The 23,094-nt window shown below is 59.2% G+C and carries 21 protein-coding genes and 2 tRNA genes; 13 read left to right on the top strand and 10 right to left on the bottom strand.

The window, feature by feature from the left end:
* Position 1 precedes the first annotated feature (1 nt).
* Positions 2-721, bottom strand: a complete 720-nt coding sequence (gene hisA / locus ACR0AG_RS06525; RefSeq protein WP_480837465.1) for a 1-(5-phosphoribosyl)-5-[(5-phosphoribosylamino)methylideneamino]imidazole-4-carboxamide isomerase — start codon at positions 719-721, stop codon at positions 2-4.
* A gap of 134 nt (positions 722-855) precedes the next feature.
* On the opposite strand from hisA, the gene ACR0AG_RS06520 reads away from it, so the two are divergent.
* Complete coding sequence (locus ACR0AG_RS06520; RefSeq protein ID WP_480837464.1) at positions 856-1,257, top strand: DUF2147 domain-containing protein; 402 nt, start codon at positions 856-858, stop codon at positions 1,255-1,257.
* Between the two features lie 4 nt (positions 1,258-1,261).
* On the opposite strand, the gene hisH is transcribed toward ACR0AG_RS06520, so the two are convergent.
* Positions 1,262-1,900, bottom strand: a complete 639-nt coding sequence (gene hisH, locus ACR0AG_RS06515) for an imidazole glycerol phosphate synthase subunit HisH (RefSeq protein WP_480837463.1) — start codon at positions 1,898-1,900, stop codon at positions 1,262-1,264.
* 89 nt (positions 1,901-1,989) lie between these two features.
* Positions 1,990-2,577: an imidazoleglycerol-phosphate dehydratase HisB gene (hisB, locus tag ACR0AG_RS06510; protein WP_480837462.1), complete on the bottom strand. Its 588-nt coding sequence runs from the start codon at positions 2,575-2,577 to the stop codon at positions 1,990-1,992.
* A gap of 155 nt (positions 2,578-2,732) precedes the next feature.
* Between hisB and ACR0AG_RS06505 the strand changes: the two genes are divergently transcribed.
* Positions 2,733-2,972 (top strand): Lrp/AsnC ligand binding domain-containing protein, encoded by a 240-nt coding sequence (locus tag ACR0AG_RS06505; protein WP_480837461.1) that lies wholly within the window; start codon positions 2,733-2,735, stop codon positions 2,970-2,972.
* A gap of 16 nt (positions 2,973-2,988) precedes the next feature.
* Here ACR0AG_RS06505 and ACR0AG_RS06500 read toward each other — a convergent pair.
* Positions 2,989-3,063, bottom strand: a tRNA-Gly gene (locus ACR0AG_RS06500).
* Positions 3,064-3,096: 33 nt separating this feature from the next.
* Positions 3,097-3,171: transfer RNA gene (locus ACR0AG_RS06495), tRNA-Gly, on the bottom strand.
* 149 nt (positions 3,172-3,320) lie between these two features.
* Here ACR0AG_RS06495 and ACR0AG_RS06490 point away from each other — a divergent pair.
* Positions 3,321-3,473, top strand: a complete 153-nt coding sequence (locus ACR0AG_RS06490; protein WP_480837460.1) for a hypothetical protein — start codon at positions 3,321-3,323, stop codon at positions 3,471-3,473.
* Between the two features lie 13 nt (positions 3,474-3,486).
* Here ACR0AG_RS06490 and ACR0AG_RS06485 read toward each other — a convergent pair whose 3' ends face one another.
* Together ACR0AG_RS06485 and ACR0AG_RS06480 are read right to left on the bottom strand one after the other, a co-directional pair.
* Positions 3,487-3,870: an MAPEG family protein gene (locus ACR0AG_RS06485; RefSeq protein ID WP_480837459.1), complete on the bottom strand. Its 384-nt coding sequence runs from the start codon at positions 3,868-3,870 to the stop codon at positions 3,487-3,489.
* 74 nt (positions 3,871-3,944) lie between these two features.
* The gene (locus ACR0AG_RS06480) at positions 3,945-7,382 is read right to left on the bottom strand and encodes a pyruvate carboxylase (protein ID WP_480837458.1); all 3,438 of its coding nucleotides are present in this window, start codon (positions 7,380-7,382) and stop codon (positions 3,945-3,947) included.
* A gap of 381 nt (positions 7,383-7,763) precedes the next feature.
* Here ACR0AG_RS06480 and ACR0AG_RS06475 point away from each other — a divergent pair, with 381 nt between their 5' ends.
* On the top strand, positions 7,764-10,382 hold the full coding sequence (locus ACR0AG_RS06475; RefSeq protein ID WP_480837457.1) for an ATP-dependent helicase: 2,619 nt from the start codon (positions 7,764-7,766) through the stop codon (positions 10,380-10,382).
* Between the two features lie 3 nt (positions 10,383-10,385).
* Here ACR0AG_RS06475 and ACR0AG_RS06470 read toward each other — a convergent pair whose 3' ends face one another.
* Positions 10,386-10,676 (bottom strand): DUF1330 domain-containing protein, encoded by a 291-nt coding sequence (locus ACR0AG_RS06470; RefSeq protein ID WP_480837456.1) that lies wholly within the window; start codon positions 10,674-10,676, stop codon positions 10,386-10,388.
* A gap of 366 nt (positions 10,677-11,042) precedes the next feature.
* Positions 11,043-11,387: a DUF1127 domain-containing protein gene (locus ACR0AG_RS06465; RefSeq protein ID WP_480837455.1), complete on the bottom strand. Its 345-nt coding sequence runs from the start codon at positions 11,385-11,387 to the stop codon at positions 11,043-11,045.
* Positions 11,388-12,217: 830 nt separating this feature from the next.
* On the opposite strand from ACR0AG_RS06465, the gene mraZ reads away from it, so the two are divergent.
* The 9 genes from mraZ to ACR0AG_RS06420 all read left to right on the top strand — a co-directional run bounded on the left by mraZ (position 12,218) and on the right by ACR0AG_RS06420 (position 21,857).
* A complete protein-coding gene (gene mraZ, locus ACR0AG_RS06460) occupies positions 12,218-12,685 on the top strand; it encodes a division/cell wall cluster transcriptional repressor MraZ (protein ID WP_480837454.1) in 468 nt (155 codons plus the stop codon).
* A gap of 4 nt (positions 12,686-12,689) precedes the next feature.
* Complete coding sequence (gene rsmH / locus ACR0AG_RS06455) at positions 12,690-13,676, top strand: 16S rRNA (cytosine(1402)-N(4))-methyltransferase RsmH (RefSeq protein WP_480837748.1); 987 nt, start codon at positions 12,690-12,692, stop codon at positions 13,674-13,676.
* Positions 13,673-14,041, top strand: coding sequence for a cell division protein FtsL (ftsL, locus tag ACR0AG_RS06450; RefSeq protein WP_480837453.1), 369 nt, complete (start codon positions 13,673-13,675; stop codon positions 14,039-14,041). Before rsmH ends, ftsL begins: the two co-directional genes overlap by 4 nt.
* Positions 14,038-15,825 (top strand): peptidoglycan D,D-transpeptidase FtsI family protein, encoded by a 1,788-nt coding sequence (locus tag ACR0AG_RS06445; protein WP_480837452.1) that lies wholly within the window; start codon positions 14,038-14,040, stop codon positions 15,823-15,825. The genes ftsL and ACR0AG_RS06445 overlap by 4 nt, the downstream gene beginning before the upstream one ends.
* A 22-nt stretch (positions 15,826-15,847) precedes the next feature.
* Complete coding sequence (locus tag ACR0AG_RS06440; RefSeq protein WP_480837451.1) at positions 15,848-17,329, top strand: UDP-N-acetylmuramoyl-L-alanyl-D-glutamate--2,6-diaminopimelate ligase; 1,482 nt, start codon at positions 15,848-15,850, stop codon at positions 17,327-17,329.
* Positions 17,326-18,732 carry a UDP-N-acetylmuramoyl-tripeptide--D-alanyl-D-alanine ligase gene (locus ACR0AG_RS06435; protein ID WP_480837450.1) on the top strand — a complete coding sequence of 469 codons (1,407 nt, stop codon included), beginning with the start codon at positions 17,326-17,328 and terminating at the stop codon, positions 18,730-18,732. The genes ACR0AG_RS06440 and ACR0AG_RS06435 overlap by 4 nt, the downstream gene beginning before the upstream one ends.
* Positions 18,733-18,745: 13 nt before the next feature.
* The gene (gene mraY / locus ACR0AG_RS06430) at positions 18,746-19,828 is read left to right on the top strand and encodes a phospho-N-acetylmuramoyl-pentapeptide-transferase (protein ID WP_480837449.1); all 1,083 of its coding nucleotides are present in this window, start codon (positions 18,746-18,748) and stop codon (positions 19,826-19,828) included.
* Positions 19,829-19,976: 148 nt separating this feature from the next.
* Complete coding sequence (murD, locus tag ACR0AG_RS06425) at positions 19,977-21,392, top strand: UDP-N-acetylmuramoyl-L-alanine--D-glutamate ligase (protein ID WP_480837448.1); 1,416 nt, start codon at positions 19,977-19,979, stop codon at positions 21,390-21,392.
* Positions 21,393-21,482: 90 nt separating this feature from the next.
* Positions 21,483-21,857 carry a glycine zipper family protein gene (locus ACR0AG_RS06420; RefSeq protein ID WP_480837447.1) on the top strand — a complete coding sequence of 125 codons (375 nt, stop codon included), beginning with the start codon at positions 21,483-21,485 and terminating at the stop codon, positions 21,855-21,857.
* On the opposite strand, the gene ACR0AG_RS06415 is transcribed toward ACR0AG_RS06420, so the two are convergent.
* On the bottom strand, positions 21,854-23,032 hold the full coding sequence (locus tag ACR0AG_RS06415) for a BaiN/RdsA family NAD(P)/FAD-dependent oxidoreductase (protein WP_480837446.1): 1,179 nt from the start codon (positions 23,030-23,032) through the stop codon (positions 21,854-21,856). The two genes, ACR0AG_RS06420 and ACR0AG_RS06415, sit on opposite strands and share 4 nt — an antisense overlap.
* Positions 23,033-23,094 lie beyond the last annotated feature (62 nt).

The raw sequence follows: 23,094 nt of genomic DNA, 5'->3' as shown, positions 1-23,094 counted from the left end.
ATCAGCTCAGGGCGCGAATGGCTTCTGCAAGGTCAATCGCGCCATCATAGAGCGCCCGGCCCGAGATTGCGCCATTGAGCGCGACACCGCAATCGCGCAGGGCGATCAGGTCAGCGACCGAGCTGACCCCGCCCGAGGCGATCACCGGGATCGAAACAGCCTGCGCCAGCGCGGCGGTTGCCTCGACATTCGGGCCCTGCATCGCCCCGTCCCGATTGATATCGGTATAGATGATCGCCGCAACGCCCGCGTCCTCAAAACTGCGGGCTAGATCGGTGACCTGAACGTCGGTTTCCTTGGCCCAGCCTTTGGTCGCGACCATGCCGTTGCGCGCGTCAATGCCAACCGCGATTTTGCCCGGAAACGCGCGGGCCGCCTCACGCACCAGATCGGGGTTCTCGACCGCGACGGTGCCCAAAATAACCCGTGCCAGCCCCTTGTCGATCCACGCCTCGATTGTCGCCATGTCGCGGATCCCACCGCCCAGTTGGGCGGGGACATCGCAGGCTTTCAGGATCGCCTCGACCGGGGCAGCGTTGACCGGTTCACCCGCAAAGGCTCCGTTCAGATCTACCAGATGCAGCCATTCGCATCCCGCCTCAACAAAAGCGCGCGCCTGCGCTGCCGGGTCGTCATTGAACACGGTGGCCTTGTCCATTTCACCACGCAGCAGGCGCACGGCCTGGCCGTCTTTTAGGTCGATGGCGGGGTAGAGGATCATGTCGGGCGGCCCTATATCACTGTTACACGCGCGGGATATCGCACAGCAGGGGCAGGGGCGCAACGCGACGCAAAGTCAGCCTTGCCCGACTGCAGGCCGCGCGTAACACTGGGGCACAAACAGGGAGATAAACCATGAGAAAAGCACTTTTGACCGCGGGCTTTGCAATATTGGCTACAAGCGCGCTGGCCGAAGACCCGGTTGACGGCCTGTGGAAGACGCAGCCGGGCGATTCCGGTGGCTACCTGCATGTTTCGATCTCGGAATGCGGCAGTGCGATCTGTGGCACGATCGACAGCGCCTTCAGCGCGAATGGCGATCAAAGCCTGGAATACGAGAACCTGGGCAAGCAAATTATCTGGGACATGGTGCCCGAGGGCGACGGTGCCTATGCCAACGGAAAAATTTGGGACCCGGAAAGCGACAAGACCTATCGGTCAAAAATGACGCTGGACAGCCAGAACAGCCTGACCGTCAAAGGGTGCGTCGCTGGTGGTCTGGTCTGCCGAGGCCAAACCTGGACACGGGTTCAGTAGCCGTTCAGGGGGCCCAGGTCAGGAAGTTGCCGATCATGCGCAGACCGACATCCTGACTCTTTTCGGGGTGGAATTGCATGCCGACCATCGTGTCGCGGCCAATCACGGCCGTGACCTCCTGCCCATATCCGACATAGGCCAGCCGTTCGGCGGCAGTGTGGACGCGGAAATGGTAGGAATGGACAAAATACACATGATCACCCGTCTTAACGCCGTCAAAAATCGGGTGCTCATGTTCGATAACAAGATCGTTCCAACCCATATGGGGTACCTTCAGCGAAGTGTCCGAGGGGTCGATTCGAACCACATCACCCGCGACCCAGCCCAAGCCATCGGTTTCCACATATTCATGGCCTTTCGAGGCCATCAACTGCATGCCCACACAAATGCCCAAAAACGGGCGGGCTTTCTGTTCAACCGCCTCAACCATCGCGTCATAAATGCCCTTATGGCCGCGCAATTCGGCAGCACAGGCCGGAAAAGCGCCGTCGCCGGGCAAAACCAGACGATCCGCGCGGGCAACAACCTCGGCGTCCGAGGTCACAACGACCTCACCGGCATCCATCTCGCGCGCCATCCGCTGAAACGCCTTCTCTGCCGAGTGCAGGTTTCCCGACTCATAATCAATGATTGCAGTCAGCATGGGTACGGCCCTGTTCTTCTTCTTGTTCCAAATACGGCGGGGTGAATTGGCTGCAAGCCAAGAGGGGCAGCGCCCCTTTCGACGTCTACCTACAAAGCGCCCTTGGTTGACGGAATCGCGTCCGCCTTGCGCGGGTCGGTTTCCACGGCATCACGCAACGCGCGCGCGACGGCCTTGAACGCGGCCTCGGCAATGTGGTGACTGTTGAACCCGTGCAACTGGTCGATATGCAGCGTAATGCCGCCATGGGTGCTGAGCGCCTGAAAGAACTCGCGCACCAGCTCGGTATCGAAACTGCCGATCTTGGGGGTGGGTAGGTCCACGTTCCAGATCAGAAACGGGCGGGCCGAAAGATCCAACGCACAGCGAACCTGCGCGTCGTCCATGGGCAGGTGGCACTCGCCATACCGCCGGATACCTTTCTTGTCGCCCAGGGCCTGCACCAGCGCCTGACCCAGTGCAATACCGGTGTCTTCGACCGTGTGGTGATCGTCGATGTGATAATCGCCCTTGGCGCGGATCGTCATGTCAATCAGCGAATGGCGCGCCAACTGGTCCAGCATGTGATCAAAAAAGCCGACACCGGTCTGGTTGTCATACCGGCCGGTCCCGTCCAGATTGACCTCAACCGAAATCTCGGTCTCGGCGGTCTTGCGGCTGATCATTGCGCTGCGCATAGGCGAATTCCTTTTTCTACAGGCGCGCTTATAGACGGGGTTGGCCGAGGTTTGAAAGACCGGGCGCGCCAATCGCTTCAATCTGTTGCAGGGGATTGCACCGGCTCGTCCCCCGTGCCAGCCTGCGGGCAACACCAAGAAAGAAAGCACAGCCCATGTCCACCTGCGTTTTTATCCAGATCCGCTGCAAACCTGGCACGACCTACAAGGTCGCCGAAGATATTGCGCTGCGCGAAATTCATTCCGAGCTTTATTCGACCAGCGGCGAATACGACCTGCTGTTGAAGCTCTACATCCCCGAAACCGAAGATGTGGGGCACTATATCAACGAAAACCTGCTGGTGATCTCTGATATCGAACGCTCGCTGACCACGATGACGTTCAAGGCGTTCTGAGAGAGTGGTTTGTATCTGGAGCGGGCGAGGCGATTCGAACGCCCGACCCTAACCTTGGCAAGGTTATGCTCTACCCCTGAGCTACGCCCGCATCAGATACATATGTGGTCCAAAGACCTCTCAATGGAGCGGGCGAGGCGATTCGAACGCCCGACCCTAACCTTGGCAAGGTTATGCTCTACCCCTGAGCTACGCCCGCGCCGTTGAGTGAGGCGTGAAGTAAAATTTCTGGCGCAAAGCTGCAAGGGGAAAAACGCAGAAATCCGAAAAATCTTTTTCCGACGGAAACCTTCTGTTCACACGTTGAATCAACACTGGAACACAGAAGGTGAGGGTTGAGAGGTGGATATGTCCTGGGCAGGAGACTTGAAATTGGTTTTGTTGGCCATCGTGATCATGGTGGCCTGGATGGTGCCTTTGTCGGCACAACATCCTGAGGCGCGATCACAATCGGCATTCCTGATTGCCCCTCATGTCGAGGTTTCGCTGCTCGAAGGGTAATCTTGGCTCTGGGTCACATCGCCAGAACCAAGTTGGCAAGCGCGGCCAGCAACAGGGCAAGAAATGTTAGACCCATGCCGATCTGGCGCAGAATGATGATCTGAGGTGTGCGCCCGAACCCATAGGCGTGCAGCAGCCGCCCGGCCAGCAGGCTTAGACCCAACAGATTTACCAAAAGCACGCCTGCGCCCTGCGCTTCGACCAATGCGATCAGCAACAGCCCAAAAGGGGCGTATTCGGCGCAGTTGGAATGGGTGCGCATGGCTTTGATCATCGCTTTGTCGCCGGCGTCCCCAACCGAGATTCGCCCATTACGGCGGACCCGGATAACGTTCACGCTGAGCGCGATGTAAAGGAAGGCAATCAAAGCGGCGTAGATCGGTGTGACTGTCAGCATCCGCATGCTCCGTTGGCAGAAACAAAAAAGGCCGCGCAGATCCCGCGCGGCCTGACTGCACAATTTATTGCAGCTTATTCCAGTTCGACCAACAGGTCCTTTGCGTCAATCTGACCGCCCGGTTGCACATGTACAGCCGTGACAACCGCATCGCGTTCCGCATGGATGCCGGTTTCCATCTTCATCGCTTCGATGGTCAGCAGCAGATCGCCTTCATGCACCTCTTGACCCGGCGAGACGGCGATTGTGGCGACAACACCCGGCATCGGCGCGCCGATGTGGTTGGGATTGCCGGCTTCGGCCTTTGGGCGTTGCGTGGTCGAGGCTTTGACCAAACGGTTGGGCACCCGGATCACGCGGGGCTGGCCGTTGAGTTCAAAGAACACCTTCACCTCGCCATTCTCGTCGGTTTCGCCCACCGCCTGGCAGCGGATTTCCAGCGTTTTGCCCGGGTCGATCTCGGCAGTGATCTCTTCCCCCGGTTCCATGCCGTAAAAGAACGTGCGGGTCGGTAGCGTGCGCACCGGGCCATAGCTCCGGTGGCGCCCCATGTAGTCAAGGAAGACCTTGGGATACATCAGATAGCCGTTCAGATCCTCGTCATCGACCTCTTTGCCATCCAACTGCTTGGACAGATCGGCGCGTGTGGCCTCCAGATCGACCGGTTCCACATGCTTTCCGGGCCGTTCGGTGTTGGGGGCTTCATCTTTCAGCACTTTGTGGATGATCGTCTCAGGGAACCCGCCCGGAGGCTGGCCCAGATTGCCGCGCATCATATCCACGACCGAGTCGGGGAAGGCCACATCCGTATCGGGATTTTCGACATCGTCACGGGTCAGGCCCTGGCTGACCATCATCAGCGCCATGTCACCCACCACTTTGGACGAGGGCGTCACCTTCACGATGTCGCCGAACATCTGGTTCACATCCGCATACATCTGCGCCACTTCGTGCCAACGCTCTTCCAGCCCCAGGCTGCGCGCCTGGGCCTTGAGGTTGGTGAACTGGCCACCGGGCATCTCGTGCAGGTAAACCTCGGACGCCGGTGCTTGCAGGCTGGATTCGAATGCCGCGTATTGGCCGCGCACGGCCTCGAAATAGTCGCTGATCTCGCGGATGGCTTTGATGTTCAGACCGGTATCGCGATCCGTGTGGCGCAGCGCTTCGACCACTGTGCCCAGCGTTGCCTGGCTGGTGTTGCCTGAAAAGCTGTCCATCGCGCAATCTACTGCGTCCACACCCGCCTCGGACGCGGCCAGGATGGTGGCGCTGGCGATGCCGGCCGTGTCGTGAGTATGGAAGTGGATCGGCAACCCGACCTCTTCCTTCAGTGCGCGGATCAGGATGCGGGCCGAGGCGGGTTTCAGCAGGCCCGCCATGTCTTTCAGCCCAAGTATATGAGCCCCTGCATCGCGCAACTCTTTCGCCATGCCCACATAGTACTTCAGGTCATACTTGGCGCGGTCGGGGTCGAGGATGTCGCCGGTATAGCACACGGTGCCCTCGCAGATCTTGCCGTTCTCGACCACCGCGTCCATCGCGACGCGCATGTTCTCGACCCAGTTCAGCGAATCGAAGACGCGGAACACGTCGATGCCTTTGGACGCTTGACGCACAAATTCCTGAACCACGTTGTCGGGGTAGTTGGTATATCCAACCCCGTTTGCGCCGCGCAGCAGCATCTGCGTCATCAGATTTGGCATGGCGCCGCGCAATTCGCGCAGGCGCTGCCACGGGCATTCCTGCAAGAACCGATAGGCCACATCGAAGGTCGCGCCGCCCCAGCACTCGACCGAGAACAATTGCGGCAGGTTGGCTGCATAGCTCGGCGCCACCTTGATCATGTCGATCGACCGCATCCGCGTCGCCAGCAACGACTGGTGCCCGTCGCGCATGGTGGTGTCGGTGATCAGCAATTGCCGCTGCGCCTTCATCCAGTCGGCGACCGCTTGCGGGCCTTTCTGTTCCAACAGATTGCGCGTGCCCATCTGCGGCTCGGCCTTCAACGCGGGGGGCTTGGCCTCTTTCAGATCAGCCCGCGGTGTTGGGCGATCCTTGGTCTCGGGATGGCCGTTCACCGTGATATCGGCGATATAGTTCAGAACCTTGGTGCCCCGGTCGCGGCGCTTTTTGAACTGGAACAGATCTGCGGTCTCATCGATGAATTTAGTGGTGTATTCGTTCGACAGGAAAGTCGGGTGTTTCAGCAGGTTTTCAACAAACGCAATGTTGGTTGAAACACCCCGCACACGGAATTCCCGCAGCGCACGGTCCATCCGGGCGATTGCCTTTTCGGGCGTGGGCGCCCAGGCCGTAACCTTGGTCAGCAGCGAGTCATAATACCGCGTGATTACCCCGCCCGCATAGGCTGTGCCGCCATCCAAACGGATGCCCATACCCGTGGCCGAGCGATAGGCGGTGATGCGGCCATAATCGGGGATAAAGTTGTTCAGCGGGTCCTCGGTCGTCACGCGCGTTTGCAGGGCGTGACCGTTCAAATGGATGTCACCCTGGCTGGCCTTGCCGGTGGCTTCAGACAGCGTCTTGCCCTCGGCGATCAGGATCTGCGCCTGCACGATGTCTATGCCGGTCACTTCTTCGGTGACGGTGTGTTCCACCTGAACACGCGGGTTGACCTCGATGAAATAGAACTTGCCGGTGTTCATATCCATCAGGAATTCGACCGTGCCCGCGCATTCATAGTTCACATGGGCGCAGATGCGGCGGCCAAGTTCGCAAATCTCGGCGCGTTGTTCTTCGGTCAGATACGGCGCTGGCGCGCGTTCCACCACTTTCTGATTCCGCCGCTGGACCGAGCAGTCGCGTTCGTAGAGATGATAAATCTCACCATGCTTGTCGCCCAGAATCTGCACCTCAACATGGCGGGCGCGGGTGATCATCTTTTCCAGATAGCCCTCGCCATTGCCAAACGCGGCCTCGGCCTCGCGGCGGCCCTCCAGAACTTTCTCTTCCAACTCATCTTCGGACAGGATCGGACGCATGCCGCGCCCACCGCCGCCCCAGCTGGCTTTCAGCATCAGCGGATAGCCGATCTCAGCCGCCTCGGCCTTGATGGCGGTCATATCGTCGCCCAACACCTCGGTGGCGGGGATCACCGGCACGTCCGCCGCAATCGCCACCTTCCGCGCGCTGGCTTTGTCGCCCAACGCGCGCATGGTTTCGGCCTTGGGGCCGATGAAGGTGATGCCGTTCTGCACGCAGGCATCCACAAAATCCGGATTCTCTGACAGCAGGCCATAGCCGGGATGGATCGCGTCCGCGCCACATTCCTTGGCCACACGGATGATTTCGTCAATCGAAAGATACGCGGCCACCGGGCCCATCCCTTCGCCAATGCGATAGGCTTCATCCGCCTTAAATCGATGCAAGCCGAGCTTGTCTTCTTCGGCAAAAACCGCGACGGTTTTCTTTCCCATCTCGTTGGCGGCCCGCATCACGCGGATGGCAATTTCGCCGCGGTTGGCGATCAGGATTTTCTTGAAGTCGGTCATTTCAGGTCCCGGTCTTATTGGTGTGGCCGTGTGGATAGCGCATATATAAACGCAGACATATCGGTTCTTCTGGGTAGAACCGGCATGTTAACGCTCGCAAACGCCCCCATTCGTGCCACCTTGTAGCAATGCGGCAGTGCAGCATCAATGTTTGGAGTAGTTTCAGCGGGTTTTCGAAGGAATTTTGCGATAAATTCGAGATTTGAACGAATTTATCAGGGAAACGCTGCTGGTTTTCCGGCAAATTCCGGGATTTGAGGGCTGCAGCCTGCCAAAAACCGCGCGTGCGCGCGGGGGCAATCCTTAATTTTCTTGGTGATTGAGCGAACAAGTCGTGAACAAACCCTTTCCCTCCGCGCGCGTTGGGAATAGTTTGACCGCATGAGCAGTTTCGATGAATCAGACGCCTTCGAAGGCGCATCGCTATCGGCGCAAGCAATGGCCGCGCGACCCGCCGAGTATCTGAACGACCTCAATCCGGCGCAGCGCGAAGCGGTCAAACGGCTGGATGGACCGGTGCTGATGCTAGCAGGGGCAGGGACCGGCAAGACCAAAGCACTGACCGCGCGGATCACCCATCTGCTCAGAACCCACAAGGCGCGTGAGAACGAGATTCTGGCGGTGACCTTCACAAACAAGGCCGCGCGCGAAATGAAGGAGCGTGTGGGCCGCATGCTGGGCCGCCCCGCCGAAGGGATGCCGTGGCTGGGCACGTTCCATGCGATCTGCGTCAAGCTGCTGCGCCGTCACGCGGAACTGGTGGGGTTGAAGTCGAACTTCACCATTTTGGATACGGATGATCAGAAACGGCTGCTGAAACAATTGACGCAGGCCGCGAACATCGACGACAAACGCTGGCCCGCGCGGATGTTGGCGGGGATCATTGACGATTGGAAGAACCGGGCCCTGACACCCGACAAGGTGCCCGCAGCTGACGCGGGGGCTTTCAATCACAAGGGTATTGAGCTCTATGCCCAATACCAGACCCGCCTGCGAGAACTGAACGCGGTGGATTTCGGCGACCTGCTGCTGCACATGGTCACGATTTTCCAAGCCCACCCGGACGTCCTGGAGCAATACCAACGCTGGTTCCGCTATATCCTTGTGGATGAATATCAGGATACCAACGTTGCGCAATATCTCTGGCTGCGTCTGCTGGCCGGGGGGCACAAGAATATCTGCTGCGTGGGCGATGACGATCAGTCGATCTATGGCTGGCGCGGGGCCGAGGTGGGCAACATCCTGCGCTTCGAAAAGGATTTCCCCGGTGCGCATGTGGTCCGGCTTGAGCAGAACTACCGCTCGACCCCGCATATTTTGGCCGCTGCCTCCAATGTCATTCGCGGCAATGAAAGCCGCCTGGGCAAGGAACTTTGGACGGCGGAAGAATGGGGGGAGAAAGTCCAATTAGCGGGGCGTTGGGACGGTGAGGAAGAAGCCCGTTGTATTGGTGAAAAAATTGAAGATCTAATTTCTGGTCGAGCACCAGAGGCAAAGAGAAGAAACAACCCACGTTCGCAAACTTTTCAGCAAGAGTTGGACCGGCGCGCAAAAGCCGGTTTGGGAAGATTAACACGCCAAGAATTTGTACGCCAAGCTTTTGAGACAGGGTCTGCCTATTCCGAGCTTAAGGTCCAAAACCTTGTGAAACGTTTGTTAAGAGACGATCCAAATGCTTCCAACATGTACAAGTCAGTACTGGCTAGCCCTGTTGAGAGTTATTCATTCAACGAAATCGCCATTCTCGTGCGCGCCTCGCACCAGATGCGCGCGTTCGAGGATCGGTTTCTGACCATCGGTCTGCCTTATAAGGTGATCGGAGGCCCTCGGTTCTATGAGCGGATGGAGATTCGCGATGCCATGGCCTATTTCCGGCTCGTGGTCAGCCCCGAGGATGATCTGGCGTTCGAGCGGATCGTGAACACGCCCAAACGCGGTCTGGGCGACAAGGCGCAACAGACGATTCAGGTGGTCGCGCGCGAAAACGGAGTGTCTCTGGTCGAAGGGGCGCGGATCGCGGTCGAAAACGGTTTGATCAAGGGTAAGGGCGGCAAGGCTCTGCGCGAGTTGATCGACGGTTTGGCGCGCTGGAACGCGATGACGCGCGGGCCTCGGATCGAGGTGGATGATGATACGGTGATCGACAATGGCGTATCGCCCATCCGCTATGGCGAACCCGAGCACAGCCACATCGAACTGGCGCAGATCGTGTTGGACGAATCCGGCTATACCGCCCATTGGCAGAATGAAAAGACGCCCGAGGCGCCGGGGCGTTTGGAGAACCTTAAGGAACTGGTCAACCAGTTGGACAATTTCGAGAACCTGCAGGGGTTTCTGGAACATGTCAGTCTGGTGATGGACAATGAGCAGGATGGCGATGGGGCCAAAGTCTCGATCATGACCCTGCACGCGGCCAAGGGGCTGGAGTTTCCCGCCGTGTTCCTGCCGGGCTGGGAGGACGGATTGTTCCCCTCGCAGCGGTCGATGGATGAATCCGGGCTCAAGGGCCTCGAAGAAGAGCGGCGGCTGGCCTATGTCGGCATCACGCGGGCGGAAGAGGTCTGTACGATATCTTTTGCCGCCAATCGGCGCGTGTTCGGCCAGTGGCAAAATTCGATGCCGTCGCGTTTCATAGACGAATTGCCCGAGGATCATGTGGAGGTCTTGACGCCTCCGGGTCTTTATGGCGGCGGGCAGACCACCGCCGGTATTGAAACCCGTGCGGCCGAGGCGAATGTCTATAACTCGCCGGGTTGGAAGCGCATGCAGGCCCGGCAGGGCCAATATGGCATGTCGCAACCCCGCGAATCCCGCAATACCGTAATCGACGCCACCGCATTGGCCAGCTTCACCTTGGGCGAGCGGGTGTTTCATCAGAAATTCGGCTATGGCGCCGTGATCGGGATCGAGGGCGACAAGGTCGAGGTTGATTTTGACAAGGCGGGGACGAAAAAGGTTGTCTCGCGGTTCTTGACCAACAAGGACGATGTGCCGTTCTAGGCGCTAAAGTCCTTCGACCAGCACAAGATTGGCTGTGGCCGTCTTTTGCCTGATCTTGGCCAGTTCGACATAATCGGGGTCGTCTTTCCAGGCCCGAGCCGCGGTGATGTCCGGAAATTCCATCAAAACAATGCCGTCCTCGGCCCACGTGCCTTCGATCACTTCAACAGGTTTCGAAGAAACCGTCAGCAGCCGGCCACCATGCCGGACAAAGATCGGCATGAACCCTTCAAGATAAGCCTGATACCCATCCGGGTCGTGGATGGTGATTTGGGCGACGAAATAAGCGGGCATGACGGTCTCCTGAGCAATCGTTCACAAGCATAGCTTACATTCGGTGCAGGAAAACGAAAAACGGCGGTTCCAAGGGAGGAGGGGAACCGCCGTTCTTTTCAACTCCGAGGCAGGGAGGAGGAGAGCCCCGAAGTATCTGAACCCGGGTTTGAGCCCGGTATGGGGAAGACGCGGCGACGTCAGGGAGGAGGAGACGTCGCCGCGCTCTTTCAACATCGGAGCCGGGAGGAGGAGAGCCCCGATGTATGCAGATCCGGCGTGATTTGGCCGGTATTGGGTGCGACAACGTCAGGGAGGAGGAGAGACGTTGTCGCTGATTTCAGATCCAAAGGGAGGAGTAGGACCTGATCTCGGTGTTTCGTGCGCTTATTGTGCGCTGAAGTCCTCGGCCGCTTGTTTGGCGACGCGGCGGATCATCGACCGGTGCAGCCCCAGGTCCGCCAGATCGCGGCTCGACAGGGCCGACAGTTCGTTCACTGTCTGACGGTAGACGCGGTGGCGCACATAGCGGGTTTTGACGTTTTCGATCATCGACGCAAACTTGAACGCCGGTGCGTTTTTGATTGCGGATTGTGTTTGTACCATTGCCATCTTGTTCATCCATTCCAGCCGCAGCCAAAGTGTTGCGGCGTTTGCTTGAGACTGAAGATAGGCAAATGCTGCGAATGCACAATGGCTCGTGTCGTCAATGCTGCTATGCAGCAAGCGCATGGATTGACGGGATTTTTTCCCAAAGGCCAAATTTGCCTTGAAAATACAGGTTTTCAGAGCGCTTTTGGCGCAGCCGGGTTCGTGGGCGTTTTCACACAATAGATCCAATGCCGACCATTTACGCGGATTCGCGTATTATTTGAGCGGATTGAGATCGCGCGGTTCGGTCGGAACCGGTGAATCAGTCAACGAATTGCGATGCTGGACGCGATCGAGGCGGCGTATGGGAAAGCATGGGAAGAGCCTCATTCCGCGCGCGCACATATTTTCAGAATACGCGATTCGTGGTGATTTTGCGGGAAACTCGGCTGTTGATTGGCATGCGCAGTAAAAAAATTTCATTCATCTGGGAAACCGTGGGATGGTCGGCTGATTGGCATATATTGTGCTTCATTCTCACGCTGAACCTATTTGTGCCCCTTTTTGCGTTGAATCTCACTGTGGTATTATTATTTGCGAGCAGCTGACATTCGTCGTGTTCCCAAAAATTCCCTTGATTTCCATAATTTCCCATGGCATCCCTTGTTCATCCGATGAGGACGAGGCAGACGGGGCACCAAACGACCCCAAACCAAGAATACAAGTACAGGTTTCATACAGGCATCTCGCTTTCATCAATCAACAGATCCGGCGCGCGGGCGAGCAGACATCCCCCCAGGTGGCGCGCGCAGCTGGACATCCCGCATAGCGGGCCAATGCGGCGGGTTGATCAGTGGCAGCAGATCAACCCGCCGTTTTTCTTCCGGGGGGGAACGTGAATTCAAGGTGGGGCGCAAGCGAAAGGGACAGTCGTTTTGGCGCGCAGGTTCAGAGGTGAAAGCCGCCATAAGGTGGATACAAAGGGCAGGGTGTCTATCCCGGCCCTGTTTCGCCGTGTGCTTGAGGCCTCTGACCCCAATTGGCAATCCGGTGGCACGCCGGAACTTGTGATCGTTTATGGCGGGCCCGACCGGAACTTCCTCGAGTGTTACTCGATGGAGGCGATCGATGAGGTCGACGCCAAGATTGATGCGCTGCCCAGGGCATCGACCCAGCGCAAGATGTTGCAGCGCATGTTTCACGGGCAATCTTTCCCGACAACCGTAGATGAGACCGGTCGTCTTGTTCTGCCAGCCAAGCTGCGTGACAAGATCGGGCTGGAGGGTGAGGCCTTCTTTATTGCCGCCGGTGATACATTCCAGATCTGGAAGCCTGAGACCTACGATGCTCAGGCCCTGATGGAAGAAGAAGAATGGAACGAGGAATACCCAAAGGGCGTTGACCCGATGGAATTCCTCGATGGCATCGGAGATGCGTGACGGCATGTCCGGCGCGTCCTCAGATAAACCCCACATCCCTGTCTTGCTGCGCCCGCTTTTGGCAGCGGTCGACCCTGTGTCCGGGACCTGGCTGGATGGCACGTTTGGTGCGGGCGGATATACACGCGCATTGCTGGCCGCTGGGGCGGATCGCGTCATCGGTGTGGATCGCGACCCGTTGGCTTTTGAGATGGCTGCGGATTGGGCCAAAGGCTATGGCGACCGTCTGGTGATGCAGCCGGGTGTCTTTTCCCGGATGGATGAATATGCGCAGGACCTGGACGGCGTTGTCCTGGACTTGGGCGTCTCGTCCATGCAGCTGGATCAGGCCGAGCGTGGTTTTTCCTTTATGAAAGACGGCCCTCTGGACATGCGGATGAGCCAGCAGGGGCAAAGCGCCGCAGATTTGGTCAACACCGCGACCGAGGTGCAACTGGCCGACATCTTGTTTCATTTTGGCGAAGAACGGGCCAGCCGACGCATTGCCAAGGCGATCCTGAAGGCGCGCGCTGAGGCACCGATTGAGACCACATTGCAATTGGTCGACATCATTGAATCCTGCCTGCCGCGCCCGAAGCCCGGTCAGTCACACCCGGCGACGCGCAGTTTCCAAGGGCTGCGTATCGCGGTGAATGCGGAATATGAAGAGTTGTTTCAGGGTCTTATGGCCGCAGAACGCGCGCTTAAGCCTGGCGGGCAATTGGCAGTGGTGACCTTTCATTCCATCGAGGATCGCATGGTCAAGCGGTTCCTGCAGTCCCGGGCCGGGAAAACCGGGCGCGCCAATCGCTATGCGCCTGAGACGCAGCAGGACGAACCGCAATTCACACTAAAGACACGCAAGGCTGTTGGCCCGGATGAGCAGGAGTTGCAGGAAAACCCGCGCGCGCGTTCGGCCAAATTGCGTGTTGCCATTCGTACAGATGCCCCGGCGGGCGAGATTGATGCCCGCGCCATAGGGATGCCGCAAGTGGGGGAAAGGTCCAGATGAAGAGTGTTTTGTATGTGTTGACCGCACTGTCCGTATTCGGGCTGGCGCTGTGGGCCTATCAGGAAAATTATCGCACGCAGCAGGTCGTTAAGGAAACGCAATCCCTGCAGCAAAGCATCGGCGCGGCGCAGGCGCGGCTTGCTGTCTTGAACGCCGAATGGGCCTATCTTAACCGGCCTGACCGACTGCGGGAGCTGGCTGATTTGAATTTCGAACGTCTGGGCCTGCTGCCCCTGCGGGCCGAACAATTCGGGCGCGCGGATCGGATTTCCTATGGCGAAGACCCAGATCTGCCGATCGTTGATCCGTTGGAGCTGCAATCCATCACCGACGCACAGGCCGTGATCGAGGTGCAAGTTCCATGACACGCACACCGCTCAGACCTCTGGCCCGGATATTGGACGCCCGCGCCAAGGGTGAAAACCCTAAGGCGATTGAGCGTGAGAATATCCGCCAACGCCATGAAGATATGAAAGACCGCGCTCGGGCCCGCGCCGAAGGGCGGCTTTTGGTGCTGGGGCTGTTTTTCTTCTGCGCTTTTGCCGTGGTGGGCGTGCGCATGGGAATGCTTGCCACATCTGAGGCACAGGAACCGCTGGCCAGCGCCCAAGGAGCAGCCATCGCCATGCAGCGCGCCAATATCGTGGATCGAGAAGGGCGCATTCTGGCCACCAATCTGGAAACCTATTCGGTCTATGCCCAGCCGCCATTGATGATCGACCCGGTCGCGGCGGCGGATCAGTTGGTGGCAATCTTCCCGGACCTGGAAAAAGAGCGCCTGATCAAGGACTTCACCGGTGGACGCAAGTTCTTGTGGATTAAGAAACGGATATCGCCTGAACAAAAGCAGGCCGTCCATGACATCGGTGATCCGGGTATCCTGTTTGGCCCGCGTGAAATGCGCCTTTATCCCAATGGTCGTTTGGCCGCGCATATTCTGGGCGGTTCGGGCTTTGGCCGTGAAGGCGTAAGTGCTGCCGAGGTGATCGGCGTGGCCGGGGTTGAAAAGCAGTTCGATGACTATTTGCGCGACCCGGCCAATGGCAACAAGCCGCTGCAATTGTCGCTGGACCTGACAATTCAGGCCGCAGTGGAACAGGTGCTTTTCGGCGGCATGAACATCATGAACGCCAAGGGTGCCTCAGCCGTTTTGATGAACGCGCACACGGGCGAGGTCATCTCGGCCGCTTCCTTGCCGTCCTTTGATCCCAATGACCGCCCGCGCCCGCCCACTTCGGGCTTTGATCCGTCGGACAGCCCGCTGTTCAACCGCTATGTTCAGGGCGTTTACGAATTGGGATCGGTGTTCAAGATCTTCACCGCAGCGCAGGCCGTTCAACTGGGATTGGTCAACTCCGAGACGATTATCGACACGACCGGTCCGATGAAAATCGGGCGCTTTCCGATTGGCGAGTTTAACAACAAGAACTACGGCAAGATCAGTGTTGCGGATGTGATTGTCCACAGCTCGAACCGGGGAACGGGGCGGTTGGCCTTGCAGATCGGCGCGCAGCGGCAGCAGGATTTCCTTGAATCCCTTGGTATGTTCGAACGCACGCCTTTCGAAATTGTCGAAGCTGCAGGGGGTGAGCCGCTGAAACCCAAGAAATGGGGCGAGCTCAGCACTGTTACGATCTCGTATGGCCATGGTCTGTCGACCAGTCCGATGCATCTGGCGGCGGGTTATGCCGCAATTGCCAATGGCGGACATTATGTCAGCCCCACGATCCTGCGCCGGAACGGGCCTCAATATGGCCCCCGCGTGATGTCGGAAAACACAGCGCGTCAGGCACAGAGGATGCTGCGCAAGGTGGTCACCGACGGCACCGCGAGCTTTGGCGAGGTTGCCGGATATGAAGTGGCTGGCAAAACAGGCACGGCGGACAAGCCCAAACCGCGCGGCGGCTATTACGACGACAAGGTTATTGCTACTTTCGCGACGCTCTTTCCGGCGTCGGATCCAAAATACGTTCTGATCGTGACTTTGGATGAGCCGTCGATTGTTGCATACGGCGAAAAGCGCAGAACGGCGGGTTGGACGGCGGTGCCAGTTGCGGCCGAGCTGATCGGGCGCGTTGCCCCCTTGCTGGGCCTGCGCCCCCGGCTTGAGCCTGAAGCGGGCGCTGCTATAACGCTGACTTCGAATTAGGCCGTCAGACAAGAGGTGGGTCATGGGCAATCGGTCAAAGAAACTTAGCCAACTGGCCCTGACCGCGCGCGGGGGTGCGAACCCCGAGATCGCAGGCGTCGCAATTGACAGCCGAGAGGTTCAGGACGGGTTCCTGTTCGCGGCCTTGCCGGGCACGCGGGTGCATGGGGGCGAGTTCATTCAATATGCGTTGCGCATGGGCGCGGCGGCGATTTTGACCGATGCCGAAGGGGCCGATATCGCGGCGCAGGAATTGAATGCCTCTGACGTGGCACTGGTTGTTGTCGAAGACCCGAGACAAGCGCTTGCCGGGGCTGCCGCGCTTTGGTTCGGGGCACAACCGCAAACCATCGTGGCCGTCACAGGCACCAATGGAAAGACCTCGGTTGCCACTTTCGTCCGTCAGATCTGGACCGAACTGGGGCATGCAGCTGTCAATCTGGGCACAACCGGTGTCGAAGGCGCATGGACCGCGCCTTTGGCTCATACGACGCCCGAGCCGATAACACTGCACAGATGTCTGGCAGAAGCGGCAGAGAATGGCGTGACCCATGCGGCGATGGAGGCATCCTCGCACGGGTTGGAGCAACGGCGTCTTGATGGTGTGCACCTGACAGCGGCCGGGTTTTCGAATTTCACGCAGGATCATCTGGATTACCACGAAACGTTCGAGGCGTATTTTGCGGCCAAAGCGGGCCTGTTCGATCGGGTCCTGCCCGAGGATGGGACCGCAGTCGTCAACCTCAGCGATCCTAAAGGGGCCGAAGTGCGCAGGATCGCAGAAGCCCGGGGTCAGTTGGTTTTGACTGTCGGGCTGGGAGCCGCTGATTTGTGCCTGTTGAATCAACGGTTTGATGCAACGGGTCAGGATCTTAGGTTCTCATGGAGGGACAAAACCTTCCAAACCCGTCTGAACTTGATCGGAGGGTTTCAGGCTGAAAACATCCTGCTGGCCTGTGGCCTTGTCATTGCCGCCGGGGATGATCCCGAGCATGTGTTCGAGACTTTGCCGCATCTGACCACTGTACGTGGTCGGATGCAGCTTGCCGCCACGCGGGACAATGGGGCTGCGGTTTTTGTGGACTACGCGCATACGCCTGACGCCGTGGCCACCGCGCTCAAGGCGATGCGCCCACATGTGATGGGGCGTCTGATTGCCATCGTGGGTGCGGGCGGCGACCGCGATGCCACCAAGCGCCCATTGATGGGGCAGGCCGCCGCAAAGAACGCGGATATCGTTTTCGTCACTGACGACAACCCGCGTAGCGAGGATCCGGCCACCATTCGTGCCGCGGTGATGGAGGGCGCGCCCGAGGCCACCGAAGTGGGTGATCGGGCCGAAGCCATCCTGCGCGGCATAGATGCTCTGGAGCCCGGCGATGCCTTGTTGATTGCTGGTAAGGGCCATGAAAGCGGGCAGATTGTCGGTGATCAGGTTTTGCCCTTTGACGACGCCGAACAGGCAAGTATCGCCGTGGCCGCGCTGGACGGGAGGGTCGCATGACGCTTTGGTCCGCGCAGGAGGCCGCGGCAGCGACTGGTGGCCGCGCAACATCGGATTGGCAAGTTGATGGAGTGTCCATCGATACGCGGACCATTGAACCGGGCGACCTGTTCGTGGCGCTCAAGGCCGCGCGGGATGGGCACGATTTTGTGGCGCAGGCGTTGGAAAAAGGGGCCGGGGCTGCGCTGGTCGCATACATTCCGGACGGCGTGCCCGAGGATGCGCCGCTATTAGTTGTAGATGATGTTCTGACCGGGCTTGAGGCGATGGGTCGGGCTGCGCGGGCGCGCGCTGACGCCCGCGTAATCGGCGTGACGGGCAGTGTCGGCAAAACCTCCACCAAAGAGATGTTGGCCACGATCCTGGCCACCCAAGGCAAAACCCATGCCAGCGTGGCCAGCTATAACAACCATTGGGGAGTTCCCTTGACCCTGGCGCGTATGCCGCATGACACGCAATTTGCAGTGATCGAGATCGGGATGAACCACCCCGGCGAGATCTCTCCTCTGGCGCAGCAGGCGTGCCCGCATGTGGCTCTGATCACCACTGTTGCCGCCGTTCATCTTGAGGCGTTTGAGTCCGTCGCGGGGATTGCGCATGAAAAGGCCGCCCTGTTCGACGGGTTGGTTGAGAACGGCGTTGCCATCGTCAACGCGGATACGCAGCACGCCGATATTTTGCGTCAGACCGCGACAGCCAAAGGCGCGCGGATCGTGGATTTTGGCCGCACCGCCAAGGATTTCGTTCTGACAGACGTGGCGCAATCCGGCACCGCCCTGCAAGCCGTCGCCGAGCATGAGGGCGTTCGCATTACCTTTGACGTGCAGTCGGCTGGGACCCATTTCGCAATGAATGCGCTGGGCGCGATTGCGGCTTGCGCAGAACTGGGCGTGCCGCCAGAGCGGTCAATTCCGGGCCTTGCGCAGTGGTCTCCGGTCACCGGGCGGGGCGTGCGCGAGACTTTGACTTTGGCGGATGGGGGCCGGATCGAGCTTTTGGATGACAGCTATAACGCCAATCCGACCTCGATGCAGGCTGCGATGGACGTGCTGGCCGCAGCCAAGGGCCAGCGGCGCGTGGCGTTCCTTGGTGACATGAAAGAGTTGGGTGTGCAGGAACACGCGATGCATTCGGACCTTGCGGGCATCGATGCCATCAAGCGGATCGATCAGGTGCATTGCATCGGACCGTTGATGAAATCGCTGCACGATGCGCTGCCCGACACAAGACGCGGGATGTGGTTCGAAAGCAGCGAAGAGATGGCCAAACACCTGCCGCAATTGGTGCGCGCAGGCGATATCGTGCTGGCCAAAGGCTCGCTGAGCATGGCGCTGGCCCATATTGTTGACGGCCTGCGCAAATTGAGGCAAGGGGACGCGCCCGCCCCCCAAGAGCCCGTGTGAGAAAGGTTTTGTAATGCTGTATTGGTTGACCGCCTTGTCGGACGGAGGGGATTTTTGGAACCTCTTCCGCTATATCACGTTCCGCGCGGGCGGCGCCTTTTTGACGGCTTTGATCTTTGGCTTTCTGTTCGGAAAACCGCTGATCAACGTGCTGCGCAGAAAGCAGGGCAAAGGACAACCAATTCGCGATGACGGCCCCGAAGGGCACCTGTCCAAGGCGGGCACGCCTACGATGGGCGGGCTGCTGATCGTTGGGGCGCTGGTGACCTCGACCCTGATCTGGGCGCGGTGGGATAATCCCTTTGTCTGGATGGTTCTGTTCGTCACGCTGGGCTATGCGGCGATTGGGTTTGCGGATGACTACGCCAAGGTGTCCAAACAGAACACCAAGGGCGTTTCGGGAAAAATGCGCCTTGCACTTGGTATTCTGATCGCTGTTCTGGCGGCGTTCTGGGCCACGCTGCACCACCCTGAGGCTTTGCAGAACCAGCTGGCGCTGCCGGTGTTCAAGGATACACTGATCAATCTGGGGCTGTTCTATGTCCCGTTCTCGATTGTCGTGATCGTGGGGGCTGCAAACGCGGTGAACCTGACGGACGGGTTGGATGGGTTGGCCATCATGCCAGCGATGATCGCAGCGTCTACTCTGGGTGTGATCGCCTATGCGGTCGGGCGCGTGGACTTTACCGAATACCTGGATGTGCATTACGTGCCGGGGACCGGCGAAATCTTTATTTTCACTTCCGCGCTTTTCGGCGCGGGGCTGGGCTTTTTGTGGTACAACGCCCCTCCGGCGGCGGTGTTCATGGGCGATACCGGATCGTTGGCTTTGGGCGGCGCATTGGGCGCCATCGCGGTGGCCACCAAGCACGAGCTGGTTTTGGCCATTGTGGGGGGCCTGTTCGTGGTCGAAGCGCTGAGTGTGATCATTCAGGTGCTGTACTTCAAACGAACAGGAAAGCGTGTGTTCCTGATGGCGCCGATCCATCACCACTATGAGCAAAAAGGTTGGGCAGAGCCCACCATTGTAATCCGGTTTTGGATCATTTCGCTGATCCTGGCGATGATCGGGCTGGCGACGCTGAAGGTTCGCTAGCGCTCCCGCCAGGTTCGGCTGGCCTGCGGCCCGCCTGCCACCTGTTGGGCCCGGCTCGCGCCACGGCGCGAGCCTGATCTCGCCCTTGCCATCGTCAATTTCTTCGGTGCAGTGTGCATTCCAAGATCAAGACAGGAAGGTACGCAAGATGATCCCGGTCAAAGGGTTTTCAGGGCACAAGGTTGCGGTTCTGGGATTGGGCCGGTCGGGCCTTGCAACCGCGCGGGCATTGCGTGCAGGCGGTGCCGAGGCGATATGCTGGGATGACAACCCAGCCGCGCGAGAGACCGCCGAGGCCGAGGGGTTCACCTGCGCTGACCTGCGGCGAAACGGGATGTTCGATGACATCGCATCTTTGATTGTCTCGCCCGGAATTCCGCATCTTTACCCGGACCCGAATCCGGTTGTTCTGGCCGCGCTGCAAGCCGGGGTGCCCGTGGACAACGATATCGGCTTGTTCTTTCGGTCGTTTGCCGGGCCGGAATGGAACATGCTGGAAACTCCGCCCCGGATCATCGCGGTCACCGGGTCGAACGGTAAATCGACCACAGCGGCGTTGATCCATCATATCCTGACCGAGGCTGGGCGGCCCTCGCAACTGGCTGGCAACATCGGGCGCGGAGTGCTGGATATTGAGCCCGGCGAGGATGGCTCGGTCGTTGTGCTGGAGCTGAGCAGTTACCAGACCGAGCTGGCCCGCGCATTGACGCCGGACATTGCTGTTTTCACCAACCTGTCCCCCGATCATTTGGATCGGCATGGGGGGATGGGTGGATATTTCGCGGCAAAGCGCAGGTTGTTTGTCGAAGGTGGCCCGGATCGGGCGATCATCGGCGTGGATGAAACCGAAGGGTTGTTTTTGGCAGATCAACTGTCCGAGGGGCCCGCGGATGACCGGGTGATCCGTCTGTCGGTGGATCGCAAACTGGCCGGCCCGGGATGGCAGGTCTTTGCGCGCAAGGGGTACTTGTCGGAATACCGCAAGGGGCGGCAGACCGGGTCAATTGACCTGCGCCAGATCAAAGGTCTGCCCGGCACACATAACCACCAGAACGCCGGCGCGGCCTATGGGGCCTGTCGCGCTTTGGGAATTGCGCCGCGTGTGATCGAGAACGCGTTGGACAGCTATCCCGGCCTGCCGCATCGCAGCCAGATCATCGCCGAAGCCGATGGCATCATGTTCGTGAACGATTCCAAGGCCACCAACGTGGACAGCGCCGCCAAAGCATTGGGGGCGTTTCGCAGTATACGCTGGATTTGCGGCGGGTTGGAGAAAGAGGGCGGTCTGGCCGCCCTCAATGACGCAGCCGAAAACGTTCTGACCGCATATGTCATCGGGCGAGAGGCCGCGGGATTTGCCATGCAGTTGGATATGGACGCAAGGGTCTGTACTACCATGGCCACGGCGGTCGAGCAGGCTATGGCCGATGCCCAGCCAGGGGACACGATCCTGCTGGCCCCGGCGGCGGCAAGTTTTGACCAGTACGACAATTTCGAAAAGCGCGGCGATGACTTTGTCGCCGAAGTGCAAAGACGTCTGGGACAAGCGCCCGGTTGCAATTGACCGCCGGTTCAGCAAAGCTGACACCCTATCAGCTTGACGCTACAGAATTATTGGTTTTGTTTTTCGGAAATTCAACATGAGGTCATGGATATGCCATATCGTAAACTCTCTTTGATCCTGCCCGCCGTGCTGGCGGTTGGTGCCTGCGGCAGCGTGGGTGCGAATTATCAGCCGGTTATCGATGGTCCGGTCGGACCCAACTACAACGCCGATCTGGCGCAGTGTCAGGCTTTGGCGCAGTCGCAGGGGGTTGTGAATGAACGCACTGCGGGTGCCGCAGCAATCGGTGCGGTTGGCGCAGCCGGGACCAAGGCGATCATCGACGACAGTGCCAGCGATCTGGGCCGCACAGCCGTGGCCGGTGCATTGGTGGGGGCGGGCGCAAGCGCGCTGCAGAACACCCAGAACCAGGAAGTCATCGTGCGCAATTGTATGCGTGGGCGCGGTTACAACGTCGTAGGTTAACGGGCGGCAATGGCGGTTCCGGCGGCATAGCCCGAGGACCAGGCCCACTGAAAGTTGTAGCCACCCAGCCAGCCGGTGACATCCACCGCTTCACCAATTGCATAGAGGCCAGGGATATCCTTGGCCTCCATCGTTTTTGACGACAGGCCATCAGTGTCGATCCCGCCCAGCGTCACCTCGGCGGTGCGATAGCCTTCGGTGCCCGATGGGGTAAGCTGCCATTCGGACAGGGCTGTGACCAGCTCGGTCAGGGCCGCATCGGATTGGTCGGCGAGGTTGCCGGACATCGGGATGTGGCGCTTCAGATAATCGACCAATCGCGCGGGCAGATGATTGGCCAGTTCCGTCGTCAGTGCCTTGCGGCCGCCTTGCTGGCGCTGGTTTCGCAGCAGATCGAACAGGGGCAGGTCGGGTATCAGGTTGACCCGGATCTCTTCGCCTTCGCGCCAATAGGATGACAGCTGCAACACCGATGGGCCGCTGAGGCCGCGGTGGGTGAACAGCAGGGCCTCGTCAAAACTGGTGCGGGCATTTGACAGGCGAGCGGGCAGCGAAACGCCAGACAGGGGGCTGAATTTACCATCTGAAAAGGTGAAAGGCACCAGTGCTGCACGCGTTTCAGTGACCTGCAGCCCAAATTGCTGCGCAATGTCATAAGCCAGCCCGGTTGCACCCATCTTCGGGATGGATTTGCCGCCGGTCGCCAGCACAAGGTTTTCGCAGGTCAGGTCAATACGTTTCCCATCGCGTTCAACCTCTAGCGCAAAGCCATTATCGGTTTTTCGCAGGTCGCGCAGGCTGGTCTGCAGCCAAAGCGCGGCGCCTGAACGCTCCATCTCGTCCAGCAGCATCCGGACAATCTGTTTCGAGGACCCATCGCAGAAAAGTTGCCCCAGCGTCTTTTCATGCCAGGCGATACCGTGCCGCCCAACCAGTTCAATGAAATCCCATTGCGTATAGCGCGCCAGCGCTGATTTGCAGAAATGCGGGTTTTGTGACAGGAAATTGCCGGGTTCGGCATATAAATTGGTAAAATTACAGCGCCCGCCGCCCGAGATACGGATTTTCTCCCCCGGGGCTTTTGCATGATCAATCACCAGAACACGCCCGCAGCAATGGGCGGCGCACATCATGCCGGCGGCACCGGCCCCAAGGATGATCGTGTCATAGCTCATCAGATGCGCATGACGTGGATTGGTTGCCAACGCAAGGGCAGTATGCTGCAAAGGGCCGGTCG

The organism is Ruegeria sp. H6 (assembly GCF_056532975.1).
The sequence above is the reverse complement of the archived record's forward strand: the minus strand, read 5'-3'. Positions and strand labels throughout refer to the sequence as shown.